Genomic DNA, 26,269 nt, shown 5'->3' with positions numbered 1-26,269 from the left:
TTTATTGTATGTGTAGTTACTTACATTATATCATTTTTAGGAGTATTCCCCTACTTATTAATGCTTTAAAACGTTGATACAACAAGCATCTATCACAGTTTTACATGTGCGAAGTTTGAGTTATATTTCAAATTACCTTTTCAAATGGCATAAAAAAAATAGCACCAGTTTCTCAAGCTAGTGCTAATTTTTATTTATTTATATATTCTTAAGTTTAAATATCCCTATGTTCCAAAGTTTTGATTTTCACTCCTCTAGGTAGAGCCCTCATAACCACCTTTTCCCATGGAGTTCCTATTACTTGGTCCATGACAGCTATTACTCCACGGTCATCCTTAGTTCTAATTAATCTGCCACAACCTTGTTTTAACTTCAACCCCATTTCAGGGTAATCAACGGTTATAAGTGGATTCATCCCCTCTTCTTCTGCTTCTTTACGCCTCATTTCAATCAAAGGGTCTAGGGAAGGAAAGGGAAGCTGCCAAACTACAACGAGAGATAAAGACTCCCCAGGCACATCAATTCCCTCCCAAAAGGTAGAACCTACTAATACAGATGTAACTTCCGCACGAAACTTTTGGACAAGATATCCTCGCTCACCTTTATCCTCCCATAAAACTTCAAAAGGTAGCTCATAGCCACTAATTTCTTTTCTTATTTTCCTAACTTCCTTCAAAGAGTTAACAAGTATCAGCGCTCTTCCTCCATTTTCTTTCAGCAAACATAGTAATTGTTTAATTTTGAGTGAAAACTTGGCACTGTCAGTGTCCTCAAAGGATGGCTGATGTAAATAAACCACCACCTGTTCCTCAATATCAAAGGGACTTCCAACCGTTGATATTGCTGGATCTTTTAAACCAAGAGTCCTCATAAGGTAACCAAAATCCCCCTTATCACTTAAAGTTCCTGAAGTAAACACCACAGGCAATTTTTTCAAAAATAAATGTTTATCTAGCATATTGCTCAAATTCCGAGGAACTACCCAAAAGCTGCCGTCTGCCCTATCTACCCAAGTAATAACCTCTCTACCTTTATCCCTACCAAACCTAGCTAAGGCTGTATTTGATAGTTCTATTTGAATTTCAAAGGTATGTAACGTGCTTTCCGGTAGCTCATCTATGTATAGCTCTTCCTCAATTTGTATCTCTAAGAGCAACCGATCTAGTGCCTTATGAAAAGTATCAGCTGCTTTCAGAAGTATATCATCGGTGCTAACCGCCAGACGCTCTGATTGCTCATCATCTATTACGTTTTGATTAAGTTTTTCGAAAAAGTTAGAAGTGGCCTGGTCCAAGGCAATTGCACTTACAACCAGTGAAGTTCTTGCTCCCTGGATTTCCTCTATCGAAAGGATAATATTATCAATATCCTCTTTATGAATTTGTCTTCCAGCACCCATGGCTGCCGGCAGTATGACTTTATGTCCTTCATCAAAAATCACCAGCGAGTAATCTGGAAGCATAGGCATTTTACCGTCTGCAATTCTTTCATCCCTTGTCCAGAGGTCCTGAAAAAATATATTATGATCAGCGATAATTAAATCCTTGGAAGATCTGTAATGTTCCCTTACCTTAACAAGCTTACAAAAGCCTCTTCTGGGACAGGCATCACAGGGCATAGTCTCATCCCATCCAATCTGTCTCCATACACCATCGGATATATGCGGCATTTCTGAGCGTTCACCTTTTGTAGTCCTGGCTAACCATTGATTGATCTCATCAGAGGCTGTCGCATCGCCAAACATTCCCCCTATTCCACTAACTCTCTCATCACAAACATACTGACGAGGATCCTTTGCCATTGGCGCATCTATTTCTAATCCCAGTATTCGGGAAAGTGTTTGAATATCTCCCTTTGGCCCTGCCAGCTGTTCCTGAAGTGCTGTTGAGGCACATGCAATTACTACAGGTTTTCCGCTAAAACCAGCGTAGGCAATTGCGGTGAGTAAGTAGGCGAAGGTCTTTCCGGTACCGACCTCAGCCTCAGCCAGATGAACTTTTTTATTACAAACTGCATCAGCAAGCTGAAAAGCAGTATATATTTGCTCATCACGTATCTCATATCCGTGTTTCGGAAGAATATCGTAAAAAACATCGCCGATCCAATCCATCAACTTACTTGGAAACTCTTTTTTTGTTTTATAATCAAAGGTGGGTCCTATTTTCTTATACAAAATTTTATCCTGGTTAATTAAATCTGAACATAATTATACATTTGACTTAATTAACCAGTTCACCTCCTTATTTTTAATATTATATCCACCGTATACATTTTGGTCTCGATAATAGTTTCAAGCTTTTTAGACCATATCTTTTTAATATCTCACCATTTGTTCGTGTCATGTTAAATTGATTTTTACTTGGGTATAATGCTGTAATATATCCAATATACTCGGTTCCATTTTTCTTGGTATACTTTACATAATCTCTATGCTTAAATCCTTTTACAATTAGCTCTGCGTCACCCTTAGATTTTTTACGTAAAGGTGATATTTGCCAGTCTTTGATATCAATATTATTTTTTTTGATATCTACGTTACATATAACTAAAGCATCATTTGAGTGTGTTTTTTCTATATCCCAATCATTTCTATGGTTTGCAGTATCGCCACCCGTAGTTAAATATAATGGGGCTATTTTTTTAAGTTCAGTCTGTAAGTTTTTTTTACCTTGCATAACATGCAATGCATCACTAAGATTTAATTTTCTACCTTTTATTATAGCTAAATATTGATCTATTAACTCGATTTCTCTGCCAAAGGTTTTTGTGTGACAGGACTTGCATAATGTTACAACATTATGTATGCTGTCGGCTCCTTTAGCACGTCTTGGTTTAATGTGGTGTTCTTGTAAATTTTCTTTAGAACCACAATCAACACAAGTAAAGTTATCTCTCATGAGTGCCGCTATCCTAATGTTATTATCCAGTCTATTAGATTTTTGATATTGCCATTTGTATAGACTTCTACCTTCAGTTAGAACTCGTATGTCTATTAACACATTTTCTAAATATATCGAATCTATCTTAATCCATTTGGTTATTTTGTTTACAACTCGTAAAATGGATTGTTTCTTTTGCATTATCGTTGGAGCAAGTCTACCTTTTCTTTTAGATGATTGCCTATTATCAAATCTCTTTTCTCTATACCTTTTATGATATCTATGATATGTCCTATACCCTTTTCTTATAGCCATTTTTTTAGAAACGTCATCTCTAAGTTCTATAGTCCCCTTAAAAATTGGTTTTACTTTGTTATTACAATCTTGAATTATTCCTAGCCCAACATGTTTACTCCCATCGTCAATTCCAAGATAGGTTTTAGTTTTATTATTGTTATTCTCCTTAACTATTTTAAACAATTGTATTACCATCGGAAATTTATTAAGCATTTTGGCTTTTTTATTTCTAATAAGGTAATAAGCTTTATTTTTGTTGCATGGGCTTAGTCTGTTGCCAGCTAAGTCCAGTACAAATGAATATTCGACCATTTCTAGTCAACCTCCTTACGGGAAATTTTTCTTCTTGCCAATGTAAAATGATGGTGCACTGAATTTCGGTGTGTCTAATCATAATTAAGCCGTAGCAAAACCTTAGATTATTTTCCTCCTCATTATCGTAGAGCATCAGACTGAAGTACATCTAAAGGTACGTCTTTAACCTGTCATTTCACGTAGTTCATCGTGCTACGATCTTTTCAGATGCTACACTCACTTAAGCTTGAAAGCAACGTTCACTGCATGAACAACTAAATATGTTCACTTTTGTTTAAAATTGTTTAGATTTTTTTAAGCAGTTTAGTAGCTCCTGTTAACCTATGGAATACCATAGAAAATATTATGCGAAAATTTACTGTCAGTTATGTACATGCACATAGTTTTTCTTTATATACTAAACATAAACACCCTTACATTCTAAACTTTTTCAATAAGTATTATAACATTAACAATGGAGAAAAAATTACATCTTTTAATAATTCTAATTTATATTACATAAAATCTAGTCACTTTCCTGGATATATACTTACTTTCACCTCAAAGTCGATCCCAATATCAGATAGTAAATTTAATCTCACCATAATTACACCCATGATTTGACTTTAATGTTATAATATTGTTAGAAGCTAAATATTTCATAAATTACAATTATAATTTTAGGGGGTATTTTTTATGAACAAGCCAGTAATATCGGAACTTTTTAAGAAAAGGATGCCATCAGCCGTAATAATTGGACAAATGAAATTTAATGAGCGTAAAGTTAAACCTGAGTTGGTCAACGTAGCGATTGGAAACGTTTCCCTACCAACAAATCCTGCTATGCAGAAAAGAATGTTTGCATTGGATTCACCTGAAAGCCCATTTGCAAATGGTGCTGTAAGATATTCAGGTACTGCCGGTGTAGCCGAGGCTCAGGATGCATTTAAAAACATTCTCAATTGCCAAGGGTTTGATACTAGTAAATTATTTGTTCAGGTAACCGATGGTGGATCCACTGGTATTGAGATGTTATTACTTGGTGTTTGCGGAGCTGCAGGCACTGATGATAAACCTCTTATGATGATTGACCCAGCCTATACAAATTATATTTCTTTTGCAGAAAGAATTGGCCGTAAAACTATTACAGTAAAACGTCATTTAGACGATGATGGCAAGTTCAGCCTTCCAGAGCTAGACAAAATTGAAGAAGCTATTAAAAAGAATAAGCCTTGCGCACTTCTTGTAATCCCTTACGACAATCCTACAGGGCAGCTCTACGACTATGCAACTCTTAAAGAGCTTGCTAAAATATGCGTAAAATATAATATGTGGATGATTAGCGATGAAGCTTATCGTGAACTATATTATGTTAACAGTGACCTCATAAGTATCTGGGGAATCACCGATGCAGATGTACCTGGCATAGAAGGCAGAAGAATAAGTCTTGATACCGCATCAAAGGTATGGAATGCCTGCGGTTTAAGAATAGGCGCTTTAATCACTGATAATGAAGAGTTCCATACTCAATCAGTAGCTGAATATGCTGCTAACCTTTGCGCCAATGTAATAGGTCAGTATATCTTCGGAGCACTAGCTCATGAAAGTAAAGAACAGCTTGATGAATGGTGTACAGGCCTCCGTGAGTATTACAAAAAACTCTTGTTTGAATTCTATAGTTGTATGAAGAAACTGGACCCAGGTCTTATTGTTTCTAGCCCTGATTCAGCTATATACTCAGTAGTCGACGTTAGAAATGTTGTAAAACCAGGATTTGATTCAATCGAATTTGTTATGTATTGTGCCCAAGAAGGCTCAGTGGATTTCCACGGAGTGGAAACAACTCTTCTGGTAGCACCTATGAAAGGTTTCTATGATCTTAAACCAGGCGAATCTAATCCAGGAAGCACTCAGATGCGTATCGCATTCGTAGAAACTCCAGAAAACATGGCAAAAGTTCCTGAATTATTCGTTAAGCTTCTAAGAAAATATGAGGATATACGTTAATCATACTTAAATTATACACCAAAAGAAAAAAGAGCCATCTCGCAATAGAAATTACTTTCTATTGCGAGATGGCCCTTTTTATATTTTTTTCCTTATATCAGTTTTAAATAGATAATTTCCCTATTTTCATAGCACTTTCCAAACTTTTAGCAGATGCTATAAACCCTGCTTTGTGACAAAATATAGCATCATCTATTTTAAGTATAGAATTTATTTCCTCACTTGATTTTCCTCTAATTGATTCTAATAGATCTTTTCTTGCTTCAAAAGTATCAGCAGTTTTCTTTACAGTTTGAATCTTATACTCTGCATTATTATCATTTGGAGAAATAACGAATAATATCTCATTATTTATATCTACTTTTAGTAACTGTTTAAGCCAAGGACAACCGGTTTTTAAAACCATTATTTCATTAGTCTTTCTATTTTGAAAGGCTTCATCTACTATTACCCTTGCTTTTATAACAGAAACTTGTCTGCTTATTATTCTTTTTATAACCTCAGTAGCATACCCAACAGCTTCTTCAAATGCCTCATCTTTTGAATCATCAGAATCCCATGCAGGATTAAAACTTTGGATTATATCACTTATTGTAGTTACATTAATTTCTGATTTTATATCTATTCCATTATCTGTAGCATCAATACCCTGAACTAAATTTTTATCAACACAATCAAAAATGGATCTTATGTCCTCTTCATCAAATTCAGAATTAAACTTTTGTATTACTCTTGACCCAAACTCTCTCCAAACCAAACCACAAGCAGCATATGGAACATCGTTTTCTCTTATTTCTTTGTCTAATTGGTGATGGTCGAATTCTCCAAATCCTATGTCATATACAAAATCTAAAGTTCTAAGTATATTCTCATCCCTTGTCCTTGTTACCTTTATATCCCCTAGTAGTAGACTAAGTATAGCTGTAGCCATAACATCGTCTGCATGAAATTTTCCGTTATGTGTTCCTAAGGTTTTAATATTATTTTCATTAATCATTATTTACCTCTTTTATATTTATTATAATTTACTTATTCCTGCAATATATTCTACAATTTCATCATCACTGCTAAAATCATCTTTATTAATCCAAGTTACTCTTGGATCTTTTCTAAACCAGGTAAGCTGCCTTTTAGCATAATTTCTACTTCCTTGTTTAATCATTTCTATAGCTTCATTTAAAGATATTTCACCATTTAAATAGTATAGCACTTCTTTATATCCTATACCCTTCATTGACTGCATATTTGAATTGTAGCCCATTTCTTTTAATTTTATAACTTCATCTATTAAATTGTTTTCAAACATTATATCTACGCGTTGATTTATTCTGTTATACAATTTTTGTCTATCCATATTTAGTACAAAATAATGTACATTATAAGGAATATCCAAAACGTTTTGCTCTGCTTTAAACTCACTCATAGGTTTACCACTTACTTTGTACACTTCTAAAGCTCTAATAACTCTCTTTAAATCATTAGGATATAGTTTATTATAGGATTCCTCATCAATATCTTTAAGTAAGCTATGTACATATTCGTTTCCTTTTTCATCTGAAAGTTTTGTAAGATACTCTCTATACTCTTCATCTTTGTTGGTACGCGCAAAGCTATAGTTGTATATTAACGAATTTATGTAAAACCCAGTTCCACCAACGAGCATTGGGAGTTTATTTTTATTACTTATATCTTCAATAGCACTTTCAGCTCTTTCTTTAAACTCAGCCACACTAAACTCTTCACTAGGCTCTATGATATCTATTAGATGATGAGGAACTCCCCTCATCTCCTCGAATGAAATCTTAGCAGAACCAACATCCATACATTTGTATATTTGCATTGAATCTGCTGATATGATCTCTCCATTTAGCTTTTGCGCAAGTTTTATAGAAATTTCTGTTTTACCTACAGCTGTAGGGCCTGCTAAAATAAATAAATCTTTCATATTTTCACCTTTTTTCTATTGTATTCTTTTAAATCTTTTTTCTAGTTCATTAAGTGTAACTTTTATTATTGTAGGTCTTCCATGGGGACAAGTAAAAGGTTCATCAATATATCTTAAATCATCAATTAATTTGTTCATTTCAAGCTCTGTTAGTTGATTATTTGCTTTTACAGCTGCTTTACATGCCATAGATGCTATACGATTATATTTAACTTCTATAGTTTTACCGCTGCCCATATTTTTTAAATTATCTAATATTTCATTAAAGAGATTTTTAATATCCGGTTTACCAAGTATTATTGGAACTTCCCTAATACTTATTGTGTTTTCACCAAATTCAATAATGTCAAAACCAGAATTTTTAAACACTGCTTCATTTTCAATATAATAAGTATAATCATCTTGATTAAGCTCTATTACTATTGGCGTAAGTAAAATTTGGGACAGCACCTCGGAATTTGCAATTTCTTTTTTATATTTTTCAAATAATACTTTTTCATGAGCTGCATGTTGGTCAATTAGGTAAAGCTCATTATATACTTCGCCTAATATATAGGTTTTATTAAATTGTCCTATAATTCGAAGCTCTGGAAACTTTGAAATTTTAGAAACTTCATTTGGTGATGTGATTTCACCCGTCTCATAATTAATTCTATTACTATCTTTAGCATTCTCACTTACCCACGAGCTTTGCAATTCATTAGTAGCTTCACTACCATAATTACTTGTAACTTTTAGATCACTCACATTTGTATAAGATGATTCTTTAAAATTATCCGTTTCATTGTTTAATGTTTTATAATTAAAATCTATTGGGATTTGAACACTCTTTTCTAATTCTTCCCTATCCTTTTCATCTATTACTGTCCTGTTAAAATCATAAATTTCTTTTCTTAATGTGTTCTCTTCAATTTCTTTCTCACTACCATGTGATTTATCTCCTTCTGGTATATCAAAATTGCCTCTTAAACTATCAGCAATTGCTGTATGCACTGCGTCAAAAACAATTTTAAACACAGCTTTATCCTCCTGAAATTTAATTTCAGTTTTTTGTGGATGAACATTTATATCTATATACTCAGGGAAAATATCTAAAAATATAACAAAGAAAGGAAATTTGTGAACAGTCAAAAAAGATTTAAATGCATTTTCAACGGCCGCAGTAATTAAACCACTTTTAATATACCTTTTATTAACAAAAATACTTTGTCTATTTCGGCTTCCACGACTTATCTGTGCATTACCAATATATCCATGAACAGACATTATATCGTTATACCTTTCAAAACTAGTAATATTATCTACAACTTCTTTGCCATATATATATCTAATCGTATCGCAAAGATTTGTAGAGCTATAGGTAGACAAAACCTTTTTAGTATTATTTAGTAGTTTAAAAGAAATCTCATTGTTGGCTAATGCAAGCCTGCCTATAATATCTGATATTAAAGCCGATTCTCTTTGAGGCGTTTTTAAAAATTTTTGCCTTGCAGGAACATTAAAAAACAGATCCTTAACTTCTATTGTTGTACCAACATTACATCCTACTTCTTTAACGTAGAGTATATCTCCTGATGACTGAGATATCTCTTTTCCAAATGAGGATTCTTCAGTTCTACTATTTAATATAGTACGAGATACGGACGCAATACTCGGTAATGCCTCTCCTCTAAACCCTAACGTATGTATTTTATAAATATCTTCAACATATTTTATTTTACTAGTAGCATGAGGCAAAAAAGCCTTTTCTATATCATCTATATGTATTCCAGTACCATCGTCAGTTATCTTTATGGTTTCTTGACCACCATCAACGATTTCTATGCTAATATTTTTAGCACCAGCATCTATACTATTTTCCACGAGCTCCTTGACTACAGACGACGGCCGCTCTACAACCTCACCTGCAGCAATTTTATTTGAAGTTTCAACTTCTAACATATTAATTCTCATGACAACTCACATCCTTAGCTATTTTTATAGCCCCCGCCTATCACTATAGCAACTTAGCCCTATTAACTAGATCGTATAGCTTATTAAACCCATCCATAGGTGTTAGATTAAGGATATTTATATTTTTAATTTCTTTTAACATATTATCCTTTTCTATGTCTGTAAAATTAATTTGAGTAATTTCATCGTTTTCTATCTTCGGTACATAAGTTACAGCCGCTTCTTTCGCCACGATATTTTCAATATCTTTTTTATTATTAGCTTTATTAGGTTGTTTAATTTTGGAAAATTTATTGCTTTTTAAGTCAATTTCCGTAGTATTGTTAAGATTCTCTAGTGACGCTAGAATTTCATTTGCCCTATTTATTACATCCTCTGGTAGACCTGCAAGCTTTGCAACCTCTATTCCATAGGATTCATCAGCTCCACCGGGAACAATTTTTCGAAGGAATACAATTTCATTTTCAATCTTTTTTACAGCTACAGAATAATTTTTAACACCCTTAATCATACCTTCAAGTTTTGTTAACTCGTGATAATGGGTAGCAAATAAGGTTTTACTCCTTAAATTAGAATTCTTACAAATATACTCAATTACTGACCAAGCAATACTTAATCCATCATAAGTACTAGTACCACGACCTACCTCATCAAGTAAAACTAAACTTTTATTTGTTGCATTTTCTAATATATTGGATACTTCCCACATCTCAACCATAAAGGTACTTTTACCCGCAGCAAGATCGTCTGAAGCGCCTATTCTCGTAAATATCTTATCACATATGGATATATCTGCATCTATGCAGGGAACAAAACTTCCTATCTGAGCCATAATAGTTATTAATGCGACTTGACGCATATAGGTAGATTTACCCGCCATATTAGGTCCAGTTATTAGTAGTAATTGATTATCCTCAGCATCCATGCATGTATCATTTTCAATGAAAGTATTTGTAGGCATCATTTTTTCAACTACAGGATGCCTCCCACCTTTTATATTAAAAATACCCTTAGTATTTATTTTAGGTTTGGTATAATTATTTTCAAGGGCGATTGTAGCTAGGGAACTTAAACAATCAATTTCTGATATTAACTTTGCAGTATTTTTCATTCTTTCTATGTGTTTTTCAATTTCTTCTCGAATACCTGTAAATACCTCATATTCGATATTGACTAATTTTTCTTGTGCTCCTAAAATTTTCTCTTCCATTTCCTTAAGTTCAGGAGTAATGTATCTCTCCGCGTTAGACAAGGTTTGTTTTCTTATATACCTGCCCTCCGGAATTGACCCAATATTTAATTTGGTTACTTCAATAAAATAACCAAACACTCTGTTGTACCCTACTTTTAATGACTTTATTCCAGTTATTCTTTTTTCATCATTTTCTAATGTAGCAATCCATTCTTTGCCATGGGCCTTAGCTTGCCTTAGCTCATCTATTTCACTATTAAAGCCTTCCTTAATAATATTTCCTTCTTTAATAGAAATAGATGGATTTCCAATGATAGAATTATCTAAAGTATTATATATATCTTGCAAATCATCTAAGTTTAAATATATTTTTTTCGTTAATTTGCTATTAAGTCCTGCTAAAATGGATTTAACCCTTGGTATTTTTTCTATAGAATTTTTAAGAGAAATCAATTCTTTTGCATTAACATTCTTTGAAGAAATTTTCCCTACAAGTCTTTCTATATCATAAATATCCACGAGCACATCTTTTAAATCTTCGTGGAAGGTAGTATTACCTTTTAGTTCTTCTACGGCCTCTAATCTTTCATCTATTAAGCTCTTGTTTATTAAAGGTTGATCTAACCATTTACGGAGTCTTCTAGCTCCCATGGCAGTATTAGTTCTATCTAATACCCAAAGCAAAGAGCCCTTCTTAGTTTTATCTCTTAAAGTTTCCGTAAGCTCTAAGTTTCTCCTAGAATTCGCATCTAAACTTACATAATCTAAAATATCATAATATTCTATAGTATCTATGTGAGAAAGTGATTTTTTTTGTGTATCCATAATATAACTAAGCAATCCTGAAATGCTGCTAATTAAAGTTTGTGAGAAGGTGTTCTCACAAAAGTTATGAAACTGATTTGTAATTAAACTTTCGTCTTTCAGAGTAAAATACTCATTTGGGTAAGACGAATACAAAACATTAAATCTTTCTTTTATAGCGCGCAGTATCTCCTCAGATATATCCTCTGACACAATAATTTCTTTTGGATTAAACTTTGAAATTTCATCTAATATAGTAACAATGTTAAATTTAGTATCTGTGCAAGTAAATTCACCAGTTGATACATCACAAAAACACACTCCACAGAAGTTAATTTTTCTGTCAATGTAAATGCTCATAATATAATTATTCTTAGTTTCTTCTAAAAAACCGGAATCAGTGTAAGTTCCCGGCGTAATTATTTTAATAATATCTCTTTTAACTATGCCCTTTGTAAGTGCTGGATCTTCCACTTGCTCACATATGGCAACCTTATATCCTTTTGCAATTAGCCTTCCTACATAGGTATTGGCAGCATGGTACGGTATTCCGCACATAGGTGCCCTTTTCTCAAGGCCGCAGTCACGTCCTGTAAGGACTAATTCTAATTCTTTTGATGCAACCTGCGCATCGTCAAAAAACATTTCATAAAAGTCACCTAATCTAAAAAACAATATACAGTCCTTGCATGTTTCTTTTATTTCAAAATATTGTACCATCATTGGAGTTAATGCCATTGTCATACCACCTTGCTTTCATCTGCATGTAAATAATAATTGTTAATTTTTATATAAGGGACATTCAAGTAAATAACAAGTCGGTATTCTAGCCTAATGACTTGTTATTTACTTTCATGCCCCTAATATGCATTTATTCTCATGCACCTTATATTTCTTCTCCTAAAAGTGAAAAAGAGTGTGCCTCAGTTATTTGAACTGATACGAGATCTCCAATAGCTTTGTCGTTCCCCTCGAAGTTCACTAATTTTCCATTTCTAGTTCTTCCACTTAATTTGTTTTTATCATTTTTACTATAACCTTCTACCAACACTTCCACTATTTTACCTACACATTCTCTGTTTCTTTCTGCACAATTTCTATTAACAACTTCAATTAATCTATTAAATCTTTCATGCTTAACATCGTCTGGCACTTGGTCTAGCATTTCATCAGCAGGAGTTCCTTTTCTTTTAGAATAAAGGTACGTAAATGCTAAATTAAATTTTACCTCTTCCATAAGGCTTAGAGTCTCTGCAAAATCTTCCTCTGTTTCTCCTGGAAATCCAACGATAATATCTGTACTTATTCCTACATTAGGTATTGTCGTTCTAATATCTTTAACCAAATCCAAATATTGCTGCCTATCATAATGTCTATTCATTTTATTTAGAAGATTAGACGAACCTGATTGTACTGGTAAATGAACATGTTCACAAATCTTATCACCTTCAGCAATCACTTGCATTACCTCATTAGATAAATCCTTAGGATGAGATGTCATAAATCTTAATCTCTCTAAATTTTCAATAGTGTTAATTCTTCTAAGTAACTGTGCAAAATTTATTTCAGGAGTTAATCCCTTACCGTAGGAGTTAACATTTTGACCAAGTAAGGTTATCTCTTTGTACCCTTGTGCAACCATAGCTGTTATTTCATTAATAATTTCTTCAGGCTTTCGACTTCGCTCGCGGCCTCTCACATAAGGTACTATGCAATAAGTGCAAAAATTGTTGCAACCATACATAATTGTAACAAAACCTTTTAAATTATTTCCCCTATCTATTTTAATTCCTTCTATAATATTTTCTTCTTTATCCCAAATTTCAACGATAGATGATTCTCCACCTTGTATTCTATTTAAGTACTCTGGGAATTTATGAGCATTATGTGTTCCAATGATAATATCTACAAATGGAAATTTAGTAATTATATGTTTTGCCATACCATCTTGCTGCATCATACATCCAATAATCGCAATTATAAGCTTTGGATTATTTTTTTTCATTGTTTTTAAAGCGCCTATATTTCCATCAACCTTTTGCTCTGCGTTCTCTCTAACACAACAAGTGTTGAATATAATTATATCAGCAGTTCCCTTATCCAAAGTTCTCTTATATCCCACTGGTATTAGCATACCAGATAATTTTTCAGAGTCCTCCTCATTCATTTGGCATCCCCATGTTTCTATGTAGTAATTAAGTATTTTATTCATTAGTGCATTCTCCTTTATAAAAAAAAGTATTAATACATACCATTATATATAATATGAAAGCTTTTTTAAAGTCATTTTTAATAATTGATTATATAATTAATCTATTTTAAATATATGTATGAATCAGATTATACTTTTACCAGTTGTTTTTCTATTTTAATATAGCAAAAATTACATATTATAATCTTTTAATTAGCACTTATATTTGTTTTTTATTTCTAGATTAAATTTCTGTTTTTAGGATAACCTACCTAAGAGGAGTGATTTTATATGTATGATGCAAAAAAAGAAAAGACTATTAAAGATACGAGTTTACAATACAATTGCATAGGTGACAGAAGTTATTATTGTATGTGTAACCATAGTAATATGCTAAACATGAAAGCATCCTATGTTCCTGTTGAACTTATACTAAACCAGTTTAATGACATTTCAGAAGGAATGTCACCTACCTCTATAAGTGAGAATTCCTTACTATAACAAAAGAAAAACCTAAGTGGAAGTCTTAATCTCCATCTGAAGTCATTGATATTTCAGCTCCGCAGGAGATGATTTAATGACATTTCAGAAGGAATATCCCCCACTTCTGTTAGTGAGAATTCCTTACTATAACAAAATAAGAATGCTTTCTGATATTGAAGATAAAATATAAAAGAGATAGAATCCTCTATCTCTTTTTATGTGCATTATTAAGCTTTGGTTTTTTTCCAAGTATAAACTTCCTTTTTAACATTAAAACCTAATGAAATATATAATTTTAAAGCGAAAACATTATTAGAATCCACCTTAAGTGAGACTTTAGAAAAGTCATTATCCATAGCTATATTAAGCAAATACCTTAAAAGCACTTTCCCATATCCTTCTTTTCTGTATTTCTCTACTATTCCGAAATTTACTATGACTGCTACCTTATCTTCAACTATAATTTGTCCATATCCAATGGGTATATTATCAAGTTCAATAAATATTGCGCCCTTATTAAAATAATATTCCTGTGCTTCATCATAATAGATATCTTCTATATTTATTGGAATTCTATCATCATTTTTAAATATTTCATTTTGTAATAAACAGCGTTCTTTTTCATTTTTATCCTTTTTTACTATAGAAAAAGTAATATTACTAGGAACAAGGGTATTAAAATATTCTTTGCACTCTACTTCTAGTTCCATAACTCCCTTTAATCTCGTAAATCCTAACTCAGTTAAAATATCTATGTTCATTCCATTATCTTCACATTCATAAGTTATTAAGCTATTACTTACCAGTGAACTAATTAAAGTTTTATAGCAGTAGACTAAATTATTATCCTCTATTACATTTATTGAATTAATGGAACTATGATATTTAGTATGTTTTTCAAACCATATATAACCTATATAATTATTTTTTTCTAATAGTAAGTTTACAGTTTTTCTTAAAAACAATTTTTGAATAATGTTACTATTATCATACTGTTCAAAGAAACCTGTATTCGATAAGCTAAAGTTAGTATTAATTTTACTGATTTTTCTAAAACTATCAATATTTTTTAAAGTTAGACTTATTAATTTATACATTTAACTTTACTCCAATAATATTTATTTTTAAATAAATTTGATTATTTATAAAATTTTAATACATTTATAATTATAAATCTACTATTAATAGTTTTACAAGAAATTTATTATAATTTATGAATATTCTTCTAAAAAGCTTAAATATTCATTAAAAAACTTCTCTTGAGCTTCATTGTGGCATGTTATTTTATTAAGTTTATGCAAATATTTAGTCTCAGACCATTTTTTTTGTTTCATATATCTCGTCCCCGCTAACTTCCAAAACTTATGAGGGAATATTATTAAGGCAAGCATTATCTCTAAATCTTCTTTGTTTAATTTATTAGTAGAATTATATGCTTCAATCAGAACTTTAGCAAAATTAAAATCCCACCCATAAGCTTTTTCGAACATCAATCTCCGAATAAGTCTCCCCAAATCACTTATTTGTAAATCAATCATAATACTATCAAGGTTAATTATGAAGTACTCTCCATCCTTTTTAATTATGTTCTGATAACAATAGTTATTATGACATATTATTTTTTTATCATTTGCTACTTTTGATAACTTATAATACTGTGACTTATTTAGAATATTAATGGAAGACATACCTCTATTATAAAAGTTATCAATGTTTTCTAGAAAATGAATATCAAATTCATTTTTTATCCTTTTGCCAGTAATTATTCTTTCGAATCTTTTAAAATCATTTAAATTGTTAGTGAAAATTTTAGGCCAATTCTTTAAATTGTTTGGTATATGAATTTTATTATGGTCAATTTTATTTGAGGTGTTATGAAATTGTGCTAAGAGTTTTGTACAATTCACAGCTTCATCAATATCAGTTAAATCACATTCACAGCCTTCTAACCATTCTGTTAAGTAATATATATTTTTTTTATAGCTTACAGAAAAAGCTCCGTCTTTTGTTCTAAAATATTTAGGTGTATTTGTAAAGTTATTCAGTAGTAGTTCTTCTGTTAAAATACAACCATTTTTAACCTTACTTCTTCCATGCCTCATTTTCTTTAAACAGAAATCACCATTATCTGTTGTAATCTTATATGCACTTCTAACTTTTTCAGCAGTTATTAACTCTAATTTATACTTCCTAACTACATTTATTAATGTTTGCATCTTTTTATTAGTAATTATATTTAAGCGATCAATTGTTCTTGAATTACCTTTCAATTTTCTCTCTCCCATAATAGTACTATTAAATTATATTAGCTAATTTAATTTAGTATTCAATAATTCGTAAAAATTATAAAAAAACGTGCTTGCATAATTTTATGCAACACGTTTTTTATGAGAAATTTTCTTAAAGAAAATGTTGTTCTTCTATAATTTATTATTTCATTTTTAAAATTGCCTCTTTAATAACCCAATCCGGTGTTGAGGCTCCGGCTGTGACCCCTATACTCTTAACATTTTTATCTTTTATAAATTCATCAGGAATACCTAATAAATTTTCTACATGTATTGTATTTTCACAATTTTTCTTACATATTTCATAAAGCTTTGTAGTATTGGAACTATTAAAACCGCCAATAACAACCATAGCATCAACTTTAATTGAAAGTTCTTCTGCTGATTTTTGGCGCACTTCAGTTGCACTGCATATAGTGTTGAATGCAACTATTTCCTTACAGCTTTTTATTACCTTGGTTAATACATCCTCCCAAGTAGCCTGCCTCTCTGTTGTTTGAGATACCACACATACTTTATTTGATATATTACCGAGCTCCGTGCCACTCTTAAGTATTACTGCAGAATCATTACACCATCCATTAATTCCAATAACTTCGGGATGATTTTTATCTCCAACTATAATTATATGATATCCTAAATCGTAATATTTTTTCACCTTTTTATGAATATTGGCTACATAAGGACATGTTGCATCTATTACATTAAGGCTAGTTTCTTTTAAAATATTTATTGTTTTTTCAGATACTCCATGCGATCTTATAATAATCGTATCATTTTCTTTTAATCTTGAGATATTATCAAGTTCTATAGGAAATATTGAATTCTCTTTCAAAAAATCCACAACATCAGTATTATGAATAAGTGGCCCTAGTGTATAGATTTCATTATTATATTTTTCTTTCATATTTAAAGCTGTATCTACAGCTCGTTTAACTCCAAAACAAAAACCAGCTGAATCTGCTAGTGTTATTTTTCTCATACTGCCACCTCCATATATAAGTAATCGTAAAAAGTACTGAATTAACTATTCTTAATTTTCAAATTAATATATTCCACAATTGTTTCAACTACTCCATTAATGCTTAAATCAGAGGAATCGATTTCTATAGCATCTTCCGCTTTTATAAGTGGACTAGTCTCTCTATGTGTATCAATATAATCTCTTTTTATAATATCCTTTAAAATAGTATTGTAATCAACTTCTATATCCTTAGAAATTAATTCTTCATATCTTCTTTTCGCTCTCTCTTCGCTACTAGCAGTTAAGTAAAATTTAAAAGTAGCATCCTTAAGTACAACTGTACCAATATCGCGTCCATCCATAATAACATTAAATTTTTTGGCTATATTTTGTTGTAGCTTAACAAGTATTTCTCTGATTTCAGGAATAGCTGCATACTTTGAAACATTGTTGCTTATAATAGGCATATTTATCATATCTGTCAAATCTTCCTTATTAACAAATAGACGATCTTCTTCAAAATGAATTTCTAAAGATTCCACCATTTTAAGTAAATCATCTACATTGCTTTCTGATATGTTTGCATTCATTGCCTTTAAAGTAACTGCTCTATACATTGCTCCCGTGTTAATATACATAAGACCAAATTTTTCACCTATCATTTTAGCTATAGTACTTTTACCTGCACCTGCAGGTCCATCTATGGCAACGGAAATTCCCATACTAATTCACCCCTCGTTTATAAAGATGCTAGTTTTAATAGCATTAATTTGCTACTAGACGTAGCATTAAATTACCCTACATTATTCCCGGCTAAATTCCCTGTTGATAATGCTATTTGAAGGTTATAACCTCCTGTATATGCATCTACATCTATCATTTCACCTGCAAAATAAAGATTATCAATTTTTTTTGATTTCATGGTAGAAGCATCTATCTCTAAAGTATCTACTCCACCACTAGTTATAATTGCTTCTTCTATTGGGCGAAGAGACTTAATATTAAACGTTAAATTTTGGAGTAAATTTACTACGGTTTTTCTTTCTTCTTTAGTAATAGAATTCACTTTTTTATCTTCATCAATATTAGATAATTGAATTATTGTATTAATTAGTTTTCTAGGAAGTAAATCATCTAATGAATTCTTAAAAGCTTTGTTTGCATATTTCAAGAAATCACTTTGAACTCGCTTATCAAGTTCAACTTCACTTAATGCTGGTTTAAGATTTATCACAGCCTTAAATTTTTCTCCTTCTTTTATAAAACTACTTGCGCTTAAAACAATAGGTCCTGAAGCACCATAATGTGTAAAAAGCATTTCCCCAAACTCTTTATATAGACTCTTATTCTTACTATTAGTAATTTTTAATTCTACATTTTTTAGAGAGAGGCCCTGTAAATCCGAAACCCACGTTTCATCAAACTCTATTGGTACAAGTGATGCTTTAGGTTTAATTATATTGTGTCCTAAAGCACGAGTATAAGATAAACCTTCACCAGATGATCCCGTTTGTGGATATGATAAACCGCCGGTACATAATATAAAGTAATCTCCATATACATAACTTCCATCAGCAAGCTGTACTCCGACAATCTTCTGATTATCCCTAACTAGCTTTTTCACTTTTGAGTTTAATTGCACTTTAACATTTTTATTTCTTAATTCCGTAGTAAACGCTTTTATAATATCCGAAGACTTATCTGACTCTGGAAATACTCTATCTCCTCTTTCAACCTTAAGGTTAACTCCTAATTCTTTAAAGAAATTCATTGTATCTTCATTAGTAAAGGAATATAAAGAACTATATAAAAAATGAGGATTACATGGTATATGTTCAAAAAAATCACCAATATCCTTCGCATTTGTAATATTGCATCTACCCTTCCCAGTTATATAAAGTTTTCTCCCTAATTTTTCATTTTTTTCAATGAGTACCACATCATGTTTTGATGAAGCTGTAACAGCTGCCATCATACCTGCTGGTCCTCCTCCAATAATAACTACTTTTGCCACCTAATCACTCCCTTATAATACTTACAATTATAAATTTATAAATTAATATAATACATTAATTTATTCAACCTTATTTAAAAATAAACACCGTAATTCAAATAAATATATGCATTCTATTATATCACACTCTTTTATATAACTAAAAAATAAAAAAATAAAAAAGGGAATCCCCCTAAAAGGATTCTCTTTGAAATATATACTTAAGAATTAATAATTTCCTTGTGCGTGCATTGCTTCTGCAACTTTAACAAATCCTGCGATGTTAGCTCCTGAAACTAGATTATAACCAAATCCAAATTCTTCTGAAGCATCTTTACAATTTTTGTATATATTAATCATAATTTCATGTAATTTTTCATCAACTTCTTCAGCCGTCCATGATAACCTCATGCTATTTTGACTCATTTCAAGTGCTGATGTAGCAACTCCGCCTGCATTTGCAGCCTTAGATGGTCCTACATTAACGCCCATTTCTAAGAAGTAGTCAACTGCTTCGTTAGTACATGGCATGTTAGCACCTTCACAAACAAATTTTATTCCATTTGCGACTATTTGTTTAGCGTGCTCTATATTAATATCGTTTTGTGTAGCACAGGGTATTACTATATCAACTTTTACATTCCATGGTTTTTCTCCAGCATGGAATTCAACATCATACTTGTCAGCATAGTCCTTAACCCTTGAGCCTTTATTTACCCTTAACATTTCAACTAAGTAATCTATTTTCTCTCCTGTTATTCCATTTGGATCGTATATATATCCGTCTGGACCTGAAAGTGTAACTACTTTACCACCTAAATCAGCAACTTTAGTGCAAACACCCCAAGCAACGTTTCCGAAACCTGAAGTAGATACTGTTTTACCTTTAAAATCTAGCCCTTCATGTTTAAGCATTTCTTCACAGAAATAAGCTATCCCAAAACCTGTAGCTTGTGGTCTTATTAAACTTCCGCCATACGCTAACCCTTTTCCTGTAAGAACTCCATTTTGAAAAGTTCCTTTAATCCTTCTGTATTGTCCATATAAATAGCCAATTTCTCGTCCTCCAACACCAATGTCTCCAGCTGGAACGTCAACATCTGGCCCTATATATCTGTAAAGTTCAGTCATAAAGCTTTGGCAGAATCTCATTATCTCAGCATCTGATTTCCCTTTTGGATCGAAATCAGAACCACCTTTACCTCCACCTATTGGAAGTCCAGTTAATGAATTCTTTAACACTTGTTCAAATCCTAGAAATTTAATGATTCCAATATAAACTGAAGGATGAAATCTTAAACCGCCTTTAAATGGTCCTATACATCCATTAAATTGCACTCTAAAACCACGGTTAACCTGTGTAACGCCTGCATCATCTATCCATGGAACCCTAAACATCATTTGTCTTTCAGGTTCACAGAATCTTTCTAACAGGTTTGCCTCAATATACTCTGGATGTTTTTCTAAAACTGGTCCTAAAGATCCTAAAACTTCTTCAACTGTTTGTAAAAATTCAGGTTCATTAGGATTTCTCTTTTTAACATTTTCTAATACTTGCTCTATATATTCTTTTACTTCCATAATTTATTTCCTCCCTAAATTAATGTTTTATTTGGATTTAATACATATATATGTATGTATATATATACTAGATTGCTACTACTTTGCACATAATTTATAGTATGCACTATTTCTTCCTCATTTAAAGAATTATAATTATATTTTAAAATAAAAAGCAAATATTTATATCCACTTATCTCATACTAATCATCCTAATCTTTATCTTTATAAGAATAAACTTGATATTCTTCCCATACGGTCTCCAAATTAGAAAATGTCCTTGAAATTTTTTCTTTTTCTCTTAATCCCACAGCAATAATTAATGCGTTTATTACACTGAGTGGCGCTACTAAAGAATCAACAAATGAAGCCATATTACTTTGAGCTATTAATGTATAGTCAGCTTTAGCAGCTAGTGGAGATAATAAACCATCTGTAATTGCTACAACATTAGCATTTCTACTTTTAGCAAAAGCCAAAGCTTCAATTGTTCTTGTTGCGTACCTTGGAAACCCTATTCCAATCACTACGTCTTTTTCATTAACATTAAGCATCTGCTCAAATATATCGCTGACACCATATGCTACGACCTTAACATTATCTAAAATAAGATTTAAATAAAAACCCAAAAATTCTGCTAATGCAGATGAACTTCTAAGTCCGATTATGTATATTCTTTCAGCCTTAAATAGTGAATTTACTATCTCTTCAAAAGTTTTATAATTAATCTTCTCCAGAGTAGCTCTAATATTTTCCATATCAGCTTTTAATACACCTTTTAATGCATTTTCTTGCGTAATGAAGTCGTTAGACAACTCAATTCTTTGAACGGTAGTTAGCTTATTTTTAATTAATTCTTGAAGAGCTTTCTGTAGTTTTGGATAACCAGTGAAATCTAACTCATTAGCAAATCTTACAACAGTAGATTCACTTACTCCTACACTAGTACCTAATTTGGCTGCTGTCATAAATGCTGCCTTATCATAGTGTTTTAAAATATATTCTGCTATTAATTTTTGCCCCTTACTTAACCGTGGAAACTTGATTTGAATAGACCTCATCAAATCTTGTTTGCTGTTTTCCATAACCAACTCAATCCTTTCATATCCCACATATAATGCATCATTTAATTATAGATTTTTCAAATATTTTATTTCATCTTCAGTCAAGTTTCTCCATGAACCCTTTTCCATATCGCCTAATAAAATATTGCCCACAGAAACTCTTTTTAATGCAATAACTGGATGTCCTATTGCATCACACATTTTTCTGATTTGGCGATTTTTTCCTTCATGTATAGTAATTGTAGCCCTGCAGTTGAATCCAACCCTCTTATTTATTTGAAGATCCGCTTTCGCTGTAATGTATCCTTCAATATCTATCCCATTACAGAACTTAGATATTTCTTCTTCATTTGGGCATCCTTCTAGTATTGCTAAATAAACTTTGTTGATTGCTTGTCTTGGATGAATAACCTTATTATAGATATCCCCATCATTCGTTAATATAATTAAACCACATGTATCATAGTCTAACCGTCCTATGGGATATATTCTTTCTTTTACCTTCACCAAATCTAGAATAGTTTTTCTTTCTTTTTCGTCCTTTACAGTAGATACTATCCCTTCTGGTTTATTTAGTGCAATGTAAACTTTGTTTTCTTCCATATTGATAATTTTATTATCCACATGTACCCTATCTTTTTCAGGGTCAACTTTATGACCAAGTTCTGTAACCATTAAATCATTTACTTTTACTCTTCCTGCTGTAATTATTTCCTCACATTTTCTTCGTGAAGCAACACCACAGCTCGCCATGAATTTTTGCAATCGTTCTTCCACTATATCACTTCCTAATATTATTTTAGTCACTGTATAAATATATATCTCCTATTAAAAAAATTTCATAAGCTAAATTCCACTTAATAAATGAATATCACAATAAATGTATTTTTCACCAAATATTTCTAACCACATTCCATAATCTATTATGAATTAAAATTGATTTAAAATTAAAATTAATATATATATAAATAAGTCTTCACGGATAATTATATAGTATATTAATAAAAAATCAATTGTTGAAAAATTATTTTTCATTTTAAAACACAAGCACCGTTAATAATGCAATATATTTCCAAGGAAATATATTGCATTATTGACGACTTCAATTACTAATAGATTTAACTTGTTTTTATTTTGATGTATCTAATGCTATAATATACACAAAATATATTATTATAAAAGGAGGATATACTATGAACTTTACTAATTACTACATGCCAACAAAAATATTACTAGATGAAGACGTAGTACTAAAAAACAGCAATTTATTTTGTAATTATGGAGAAAAAGCTTTAATTGTTACTGGTAAAACCTCTTCAATCACTAATGGTTCATTAAAAGATGTTACTAATGCGTTGAAAAAAGAAGGAATTACATATGATGTTTTTAATAATGTAGAAGAAAATCCCTCTTTAGAAACTGTAGAAACCATTGCAAAACTTGGAATATTACAAAAATCTAATTTCATTATTGGAATCGGAGGGGGATCTCCCATTGATGCCGCAAAAGCAGCCGGTGTGCTCATAAATAACCCAAATGATACAATATATAATTTGTTTGAAAGCCCAAATTTAAAATCTATACCTATAATTGCCGTACCAACAACAGCTGGAACAGGAACCGAAACAACTCCATACTCTATAGTTACAGATAATGAACTACAAACAAAGCATGGTATATGTCAAAGAATATTTCCTGAATATGCTATGCTAGATGTAAAATATCTAATGTTTTTACCAGAAAAAATAACTATTAATACTTCAGTAGACGCTTTATCACATTTAGTAGAAGGATATTTGTCAACAAACGCAAATATCTTAAGTGATGCTTTAGCAGAAAAGGGGTTAAAATTATTTGGTGAATGTCTAAATATGATAAAAGAAAAAGATTTCACCTATACTATACGAAAAAAACTAATGGTAGCTTCAACTTTAGCTGGTATGGTTATAGCGCAATCTGGAACATCTCTTCCACATGGAATGGGTTATGCTCTTACATATTTTCATAATATACCTCATGGGAAAGCAAATGGAGTACTTTTAAAGTCATATTTAGAATTTTGCGATGATAAAAGTAAAGTTAAAAAGATTTTATATCTATTAACCCTAGAGAATTTAGATGAACTTGGCTATTTTTTAAACTCTATGCTTGGTGATGTAAATAGTGTAACTTATGAAGACATATGTTCTTATAGTGATAAAATGACCTTAAACAATAATAAGTTAAAAAATCATCCCACACCTGTAAAGCGAGAAGATATACTAAATATTTATAAGAATAGTTTCAAATTATAAATATTCCAAAAAAAGCAAATCAATATTTGCTTTTTTTTTAGGGCATTAAAAATAACAAAGACACCACGAGTAGAATACCAAATATAAATAGTGAGTAAGTTAAACTATTCATGTTATACCCTATTTCTTCTATTTTTGATTTTATATTTACAATTTCTGACGTTTCCTCTTCCCTCTCAATTTTGCATTTGTTAATATCTTGAGTACTAAATAAATTAACAAATTCGCTTCTCATTCTTCTTATAATAGATTTTCCATAATCGATTTCCCTTTTACTAATTGAATCAATACTGCTCCCTATAAAAGTAACACTGTTAACTACTGAACGGTCAATTATATGAAAAATAAAGCAACTAATAAAAATAATACCTTTTCCTAGAGGCTTATATATATGTTTTTCTAAACTTATCCAATTCAAGGTTGGATTCACATAATACCAATTAGTACCTTCCCCTTTTTTTAACACTTTTCTTATAAATCCCATATAAATTACGATACCAATTAATATTATTATAAAGGAGCTTTTAATATTATTAAAAGTGTAGAAATCCACGGCTATTGGTTGTGCATTTCCAAATGGCTTTAAAGCTTTATCTAACACATGTAAGATTACACTCGGATTAAGTCCAATATAAATACTCATTAAGCTAAATATAGCCATTGGTAAAAGTGTCATTTTAGTTATCTTCGCCTTTACTTTTTCAATATTTTGATTGCTTTTTTCTATAAATACAGCTATAAATATTTTCAGTAAATAGGCTACAGTAAAGCTACTACTTATTATAAACACAATTTCACATATTTTAAAAAACATCCACCCATACATATGCTCCGCTTCGATAAGTGCCTCATGCAGCATTGTTTTACTAGTGAATCCATTTAAACCAGGCATCCCTATTACTGATAGAACGCCTATAAAAAACATTATCTTTAATGCATGTTTATTAATTCCAAAGCCACCAATTTTATTTATGCTAACCTCATTTAGCACTAAATATATGGTTCCTGTGCCCATAAATAATAGGGCTTTAAAAATTCCATGATTTATAACATGATACAATGTACCATAAATAGCTATAGTCCTATGCTCTTTCAAAATTCCTATGAGTCCTATTCCAACAAGGATATAACCAATTTGACTCATGCTGCTATATGCAAGAATTCTTTTTATGTTTCTCTGCATCATGGCTAGAAAACCACCAATGAACATATTTAGAAGACCTATCACTAGAATAATAATAGAAATCATAAAATCTCCACTCATAATTACTTCAATAGTTAATATAATTCCAAATATACCGGTCTTCGCTAAAACTGCAGATAAAACAATAGTTGCAGGCGTTGGCGCTGCAGGATATGCCTTCGGTAACCATATATGTAATGGTACCATTCCTGCTTTCACACCAAAACCTATAATAATTAAAGTTACGATGAGATACTTTACATCGCCTAACTTGCTTACGCAAGCTCTAAGTTCACTGATATCTAATGTTTGAGTATAATTATATAGCAAAAATAACCCCATAAGCAAAATAAGACCACCAGTTACTGCCATTATAATGTAAGTATTTCCTGCATCATGCGAATAATCATCTTCATCGTTAATTATTAAGGCATATGATGTAAATGACATAATTTCAAAGAAAGTAAACAAATTTAAAAAATTTTCTGATATGAAAATCCCAATGGTGCTTGCTAGGGTTAACATAAAAAACAGATAATATCTATTCCTGTTTTTAGTATTTTTTAAATACTGTGTTGAATATATTGTAGTTAAAAACCATATCATAGCTGTAAGCCAGACAAAAACATATCTAAACATATCCAATTTCAAATGAAGACCTGTACCCATAATATAAGGTATAGATAACTCTATTGGCTGTACTACAACATATTTATATAATATAGTAATAACTACAAATACAATGGCAGTCATTACAATATTAAAGATATCCCTATATTTTTCATTTTTCATGCCTATGATGTAACCTATTAAAGAACTAATAAGTGGAAACAACAAAATAAACAGTAAATACGTAGTGGATTTCAATATAATACCCT

Annotated in this window: 18 protein-coding genes and 1 pseudogene; 3 read left to right on the top strand and 16 right to left on the bottom strand. The window is 31.2% G+C overall.

The features are described 5' to 3' along the window. Window positions 1–214 precede the first annotated feature (214 nt). Complete coding sequence (locus ACWJKP_RS09790) at window positions 215–2,173, bottom strand: ATP-dependent DNA helicase (RefSeq protein WP_224578969.1); 1,959 nt, start codon at window positions 2,171–2,173, stop codon at window positions 215–217. Window positions 2,174–2,252: 79 nt separating this feature from the next. Then, window positions 2,253–3,488, bottom strand: a complete 1,236-nt coding sequence (gene iscB, locus ACWJKP_RS09785) for an RNA-guided endonuclease IscB (RefSeq protein ID WP_165412231.1) — start codon at window positions 3,486–3,488, stop codon at window positions 2,253–2,255. Between the two features lie 777 nt (window positions 3,489–4,265). Between iscB and ACWJKP_RS09780 the strand changes: the two genes are divergently transcribed. Next, window positions 4,266–5,477 carry a pyridoxal phosphate-dependent aminotransferase gene (locus tag ACWJKP_RS09780; RefSeq protein WP_462961660.1) on the top strand — a complete coding sequence of 404 codons (1,212 nt, stop codon included), beginning with the start codon at window positions 4,266–4,268 and terminating at the stop codon, window positions 5,475–5,477. Window positions 5,478–5,580: 103 nt separating this feature from the next. On the opposite strand, the gene ACWJKP_RS09775 is transcribed toward ACWJKP_RS09780, so the two are convergent. The 5 genes from ACWJKP_RS09775 to miaB form a co-directional block, all read right to left on the bottom strand. Further along, window positions 5,581–6,474: an MYG1 family protein gene (locus ACWJKP_RS09775; protein WP_165412229.1), complete on the bottom strand. Its 894-nt coding sequence runs from the start codon at window positions 6,472–6,474 to the stop codon at window positions 5,581–5,583. Window positions 6,475–6,495: 21 nt separating this feature from the next. Next, window positions 6,496–7,422, bottom strand: coding sequence for a tRNA (adenosine(37)-N6)-dimethylallyltransferase MiaA (gene miaA, locus ACWJKP_RS09770; RefSeq protein ID WP_165412228.1), 927 nt, complete (start codon window positions 7,420–7,422; stop codon window positions 6,496–6,498). A gap of 15 nt (window positions 7,423–7,437) precedes the next feature. After that, window positions 7,438–9,375, bottom strand: coding sequence for a DNA mismatch repair endonuclease MutL (gene mutL, locus ACWJKP_RS09765; protein WP_165412227.1), 1,938 nt, complete (start codon window positions 9,373–9,375; stop codon window positions 7,438–7,440). 43 nt (window positions 9,376–9,418) lie between these two features. Further along, window positions 9,419–12,109 (bottom strand): DNA mismatch repair protein MutS, encoded by a 2,691-nt coding sequence (mutS, locus tag ACWJKP_RS09760; RefSeq protein WP_165412226.1) that lies wholly within the window; start codon window positions 12,107–12,109, stop codon window positions 9,419–9,421. A 148-nt stretch (window positions 12,110–12,257) separates the two neighbouring features. Beyond that, window positions 12,258–13,583 carry a tRNA (N6-isopentenyl adenosine(37)-C2)-methylthiotransferase MiaB gene (gene miaB / locus ACWJKP_RS09755; protein WP_165412225.1) on the bottom strand — a complete coding sequence of 442 codons (1,326 nt, stop codon included), beginning with the start codon at window positions 13,581–13,583 and terminating at the stop codon, window positions 12,258–12,260. A 270-nt stretch (window positions 13,584–13,853) separates the two neighbouring features. On the opposite strand from miaB, the gene ACWJKP_RS09750 reads away from it, so the two are divergent. Continuing rightward, on the top strand, window positions 13,854–14,063 hold the full coding sequence (locus ACWJKP_RS09750; RefSeq protein ID WP_165412224.1) for a hypothetical protein: 210 nt from the start codon (window positions 13,854–13,856) through the stop codon (window positions 14,061–14,063). A 209-nt stretch (window positions 14,064–14,272) separates the two neighbouring features. Here the strand turns inward: ACWJKP_RS09750 and ACWJKP_RS09745 are convergent, their stop codons facing one another. The 8 genes and pseudogenes from ACWJKP_RS09745 to ACWJKP_RS09710 form a co-directional block, all read right to left on the bottom strand. Beyond that, window positions 14,273–15,142, bottom strand: coding sequence for a GNAT family N-acetyltransferase (locus ACWJKP_RS09745; protein WP_462961659.1), 870 nt, complete (start codon window positions 15,140–15,142; stop codon window positions 14,273–14,275). A gap of 114 nt (window positions 15,143–15,256) precedes the next feature. Then, window positions 15,257–16,315: a CotS family spore coat protein gene (locus ACWJKP_RS09740; RefSeq protein WP_224578973.1), complete on the bottom strand. Its 1,059-nt coding sequence runs from the start codon at window positions 16,313–16,315 to the stop codon at window positions 15,257–15,259. A gap of 166 nt (window positions 16,316–16,481) precedes the next feature. Continuing rightward, window positions 16,482–17,315, bottom strand: a pseudogene (locus ACWJKP_RS09735) (4-hydroxy-3-methylbut-2-enyl diphosphate reductase); the annotation flags it as partial. A 41-nt stretch (window positions 17,316–17,356) separates the two neighbouring features. Beyond that, window positions 17,357–18,019 (bottom strand): (d)CMP kinase, encoded by a 663-nt coding sequence (gene cmk, locus ACWJKP_RS09730; RefSeq protein WP_165412220.1) that lies wholly within the window; start codon window positions 18,017–18,019, stop codon window positions 17,357–17,359. A gap of 71 nt (window positions 18,020–18,090) precedes the next feature. Next, the gene (locus ACWJKP_RS09725) at window positions 18,091–19,272 is read right to left on the bottom strand and encodes a BaiN/RdsA family NAD(P)/FAD-dependent oxidoreductase (protein WP_411955896.1); all 1,182 of its coding nucleotides are present in this window, start codon (window positions 19,270–19,272) and stop codon (window positions 18,091–18,093) included. A gap of 246 nt (window positions 19,273–19,518) precedes the next feature. Next, window positions 19,519–20,871 carry an NADP-specific glutamate dehydrogenase gene (gdhA, locus tag ACWJKP_RS09720; protein ID WP_165412218.1) on the bottom strand — a complete coding sequence of 451 codons (1,353 nt, stop codon included), beginning with the start codon at window positions 20,869–20,871 and terminating at the stop codon, window positions 19,519–19,521. Between the two features lie 191 nt (window positions 20,872–21,062). Then, window positions 21,063–21,935, bottom strand: coding sequence for a MurR/RpiR family transcriptional regulator (locus ACWJKP_RS09715; protein WP_165412217.1), 873 nt, complete (start codon window positions 21,933–21,935; stop codon window positions 21,063–21,065). A 45-nt stretch (window positions 21,936–21,980) separates the two neighbouring features. After that, window positions 21,981–22,691: a pseudouridine synthase gene (locus ACWJKP_RS09710; protein ID WP_165412245.1), complete on the bottom strand. Its 711-nt coding sequence runs from the start codon at window positions 22,689–22,691 to the stop codon at window positions 21,981–21,983. A 416-nt stretch (window positions 22,692–23,107) separates the two neighbouring features. Here ACWJKP_RS09710 and ACWJKP_RS09705 point away from each other — a divergent pair, with 416 nt between their 5' ends. Continuing rightward, the gene (locus tag ACWJKP_RS09705) at window positions 23,108–24,208 is read left to right on the top strand and encodes an iron-containing alcohol dehydrogenase family protein (RefSeq protein WP_165412216.1); all 1,101 of its coding nucleotides are present in this window, start codon (window positions 23,108–23,110) and stop codon (window positions 24,206–24,208) included. A 37-nt stretch (window positions 24,209–24,245) separates the two neighbouring features. On the opposite strand, the gene ACWJKP_RS09700 is transcribed toward ACWJKP_RS09705, so the two are convergent. Next, window positions 24,246–26,258, bottom strand: a complete 2,013-nt coding sequence (locus tag ACWJKP_RS09700) for a complex I subunit 5 family protein (protein WP_165412215.1) — start codon at window positions 26,256–26,258, stop codon at window positions 24,246–24,248. Window positions 26,259–26,269: the final 11 nt, after the last annotated feature.

The organism is Clostridium sp. CM037 (assembly GCF_055081095.1).
This window is presented reverse-complemented; position numbering and strand designations above follow the sequence as displayed.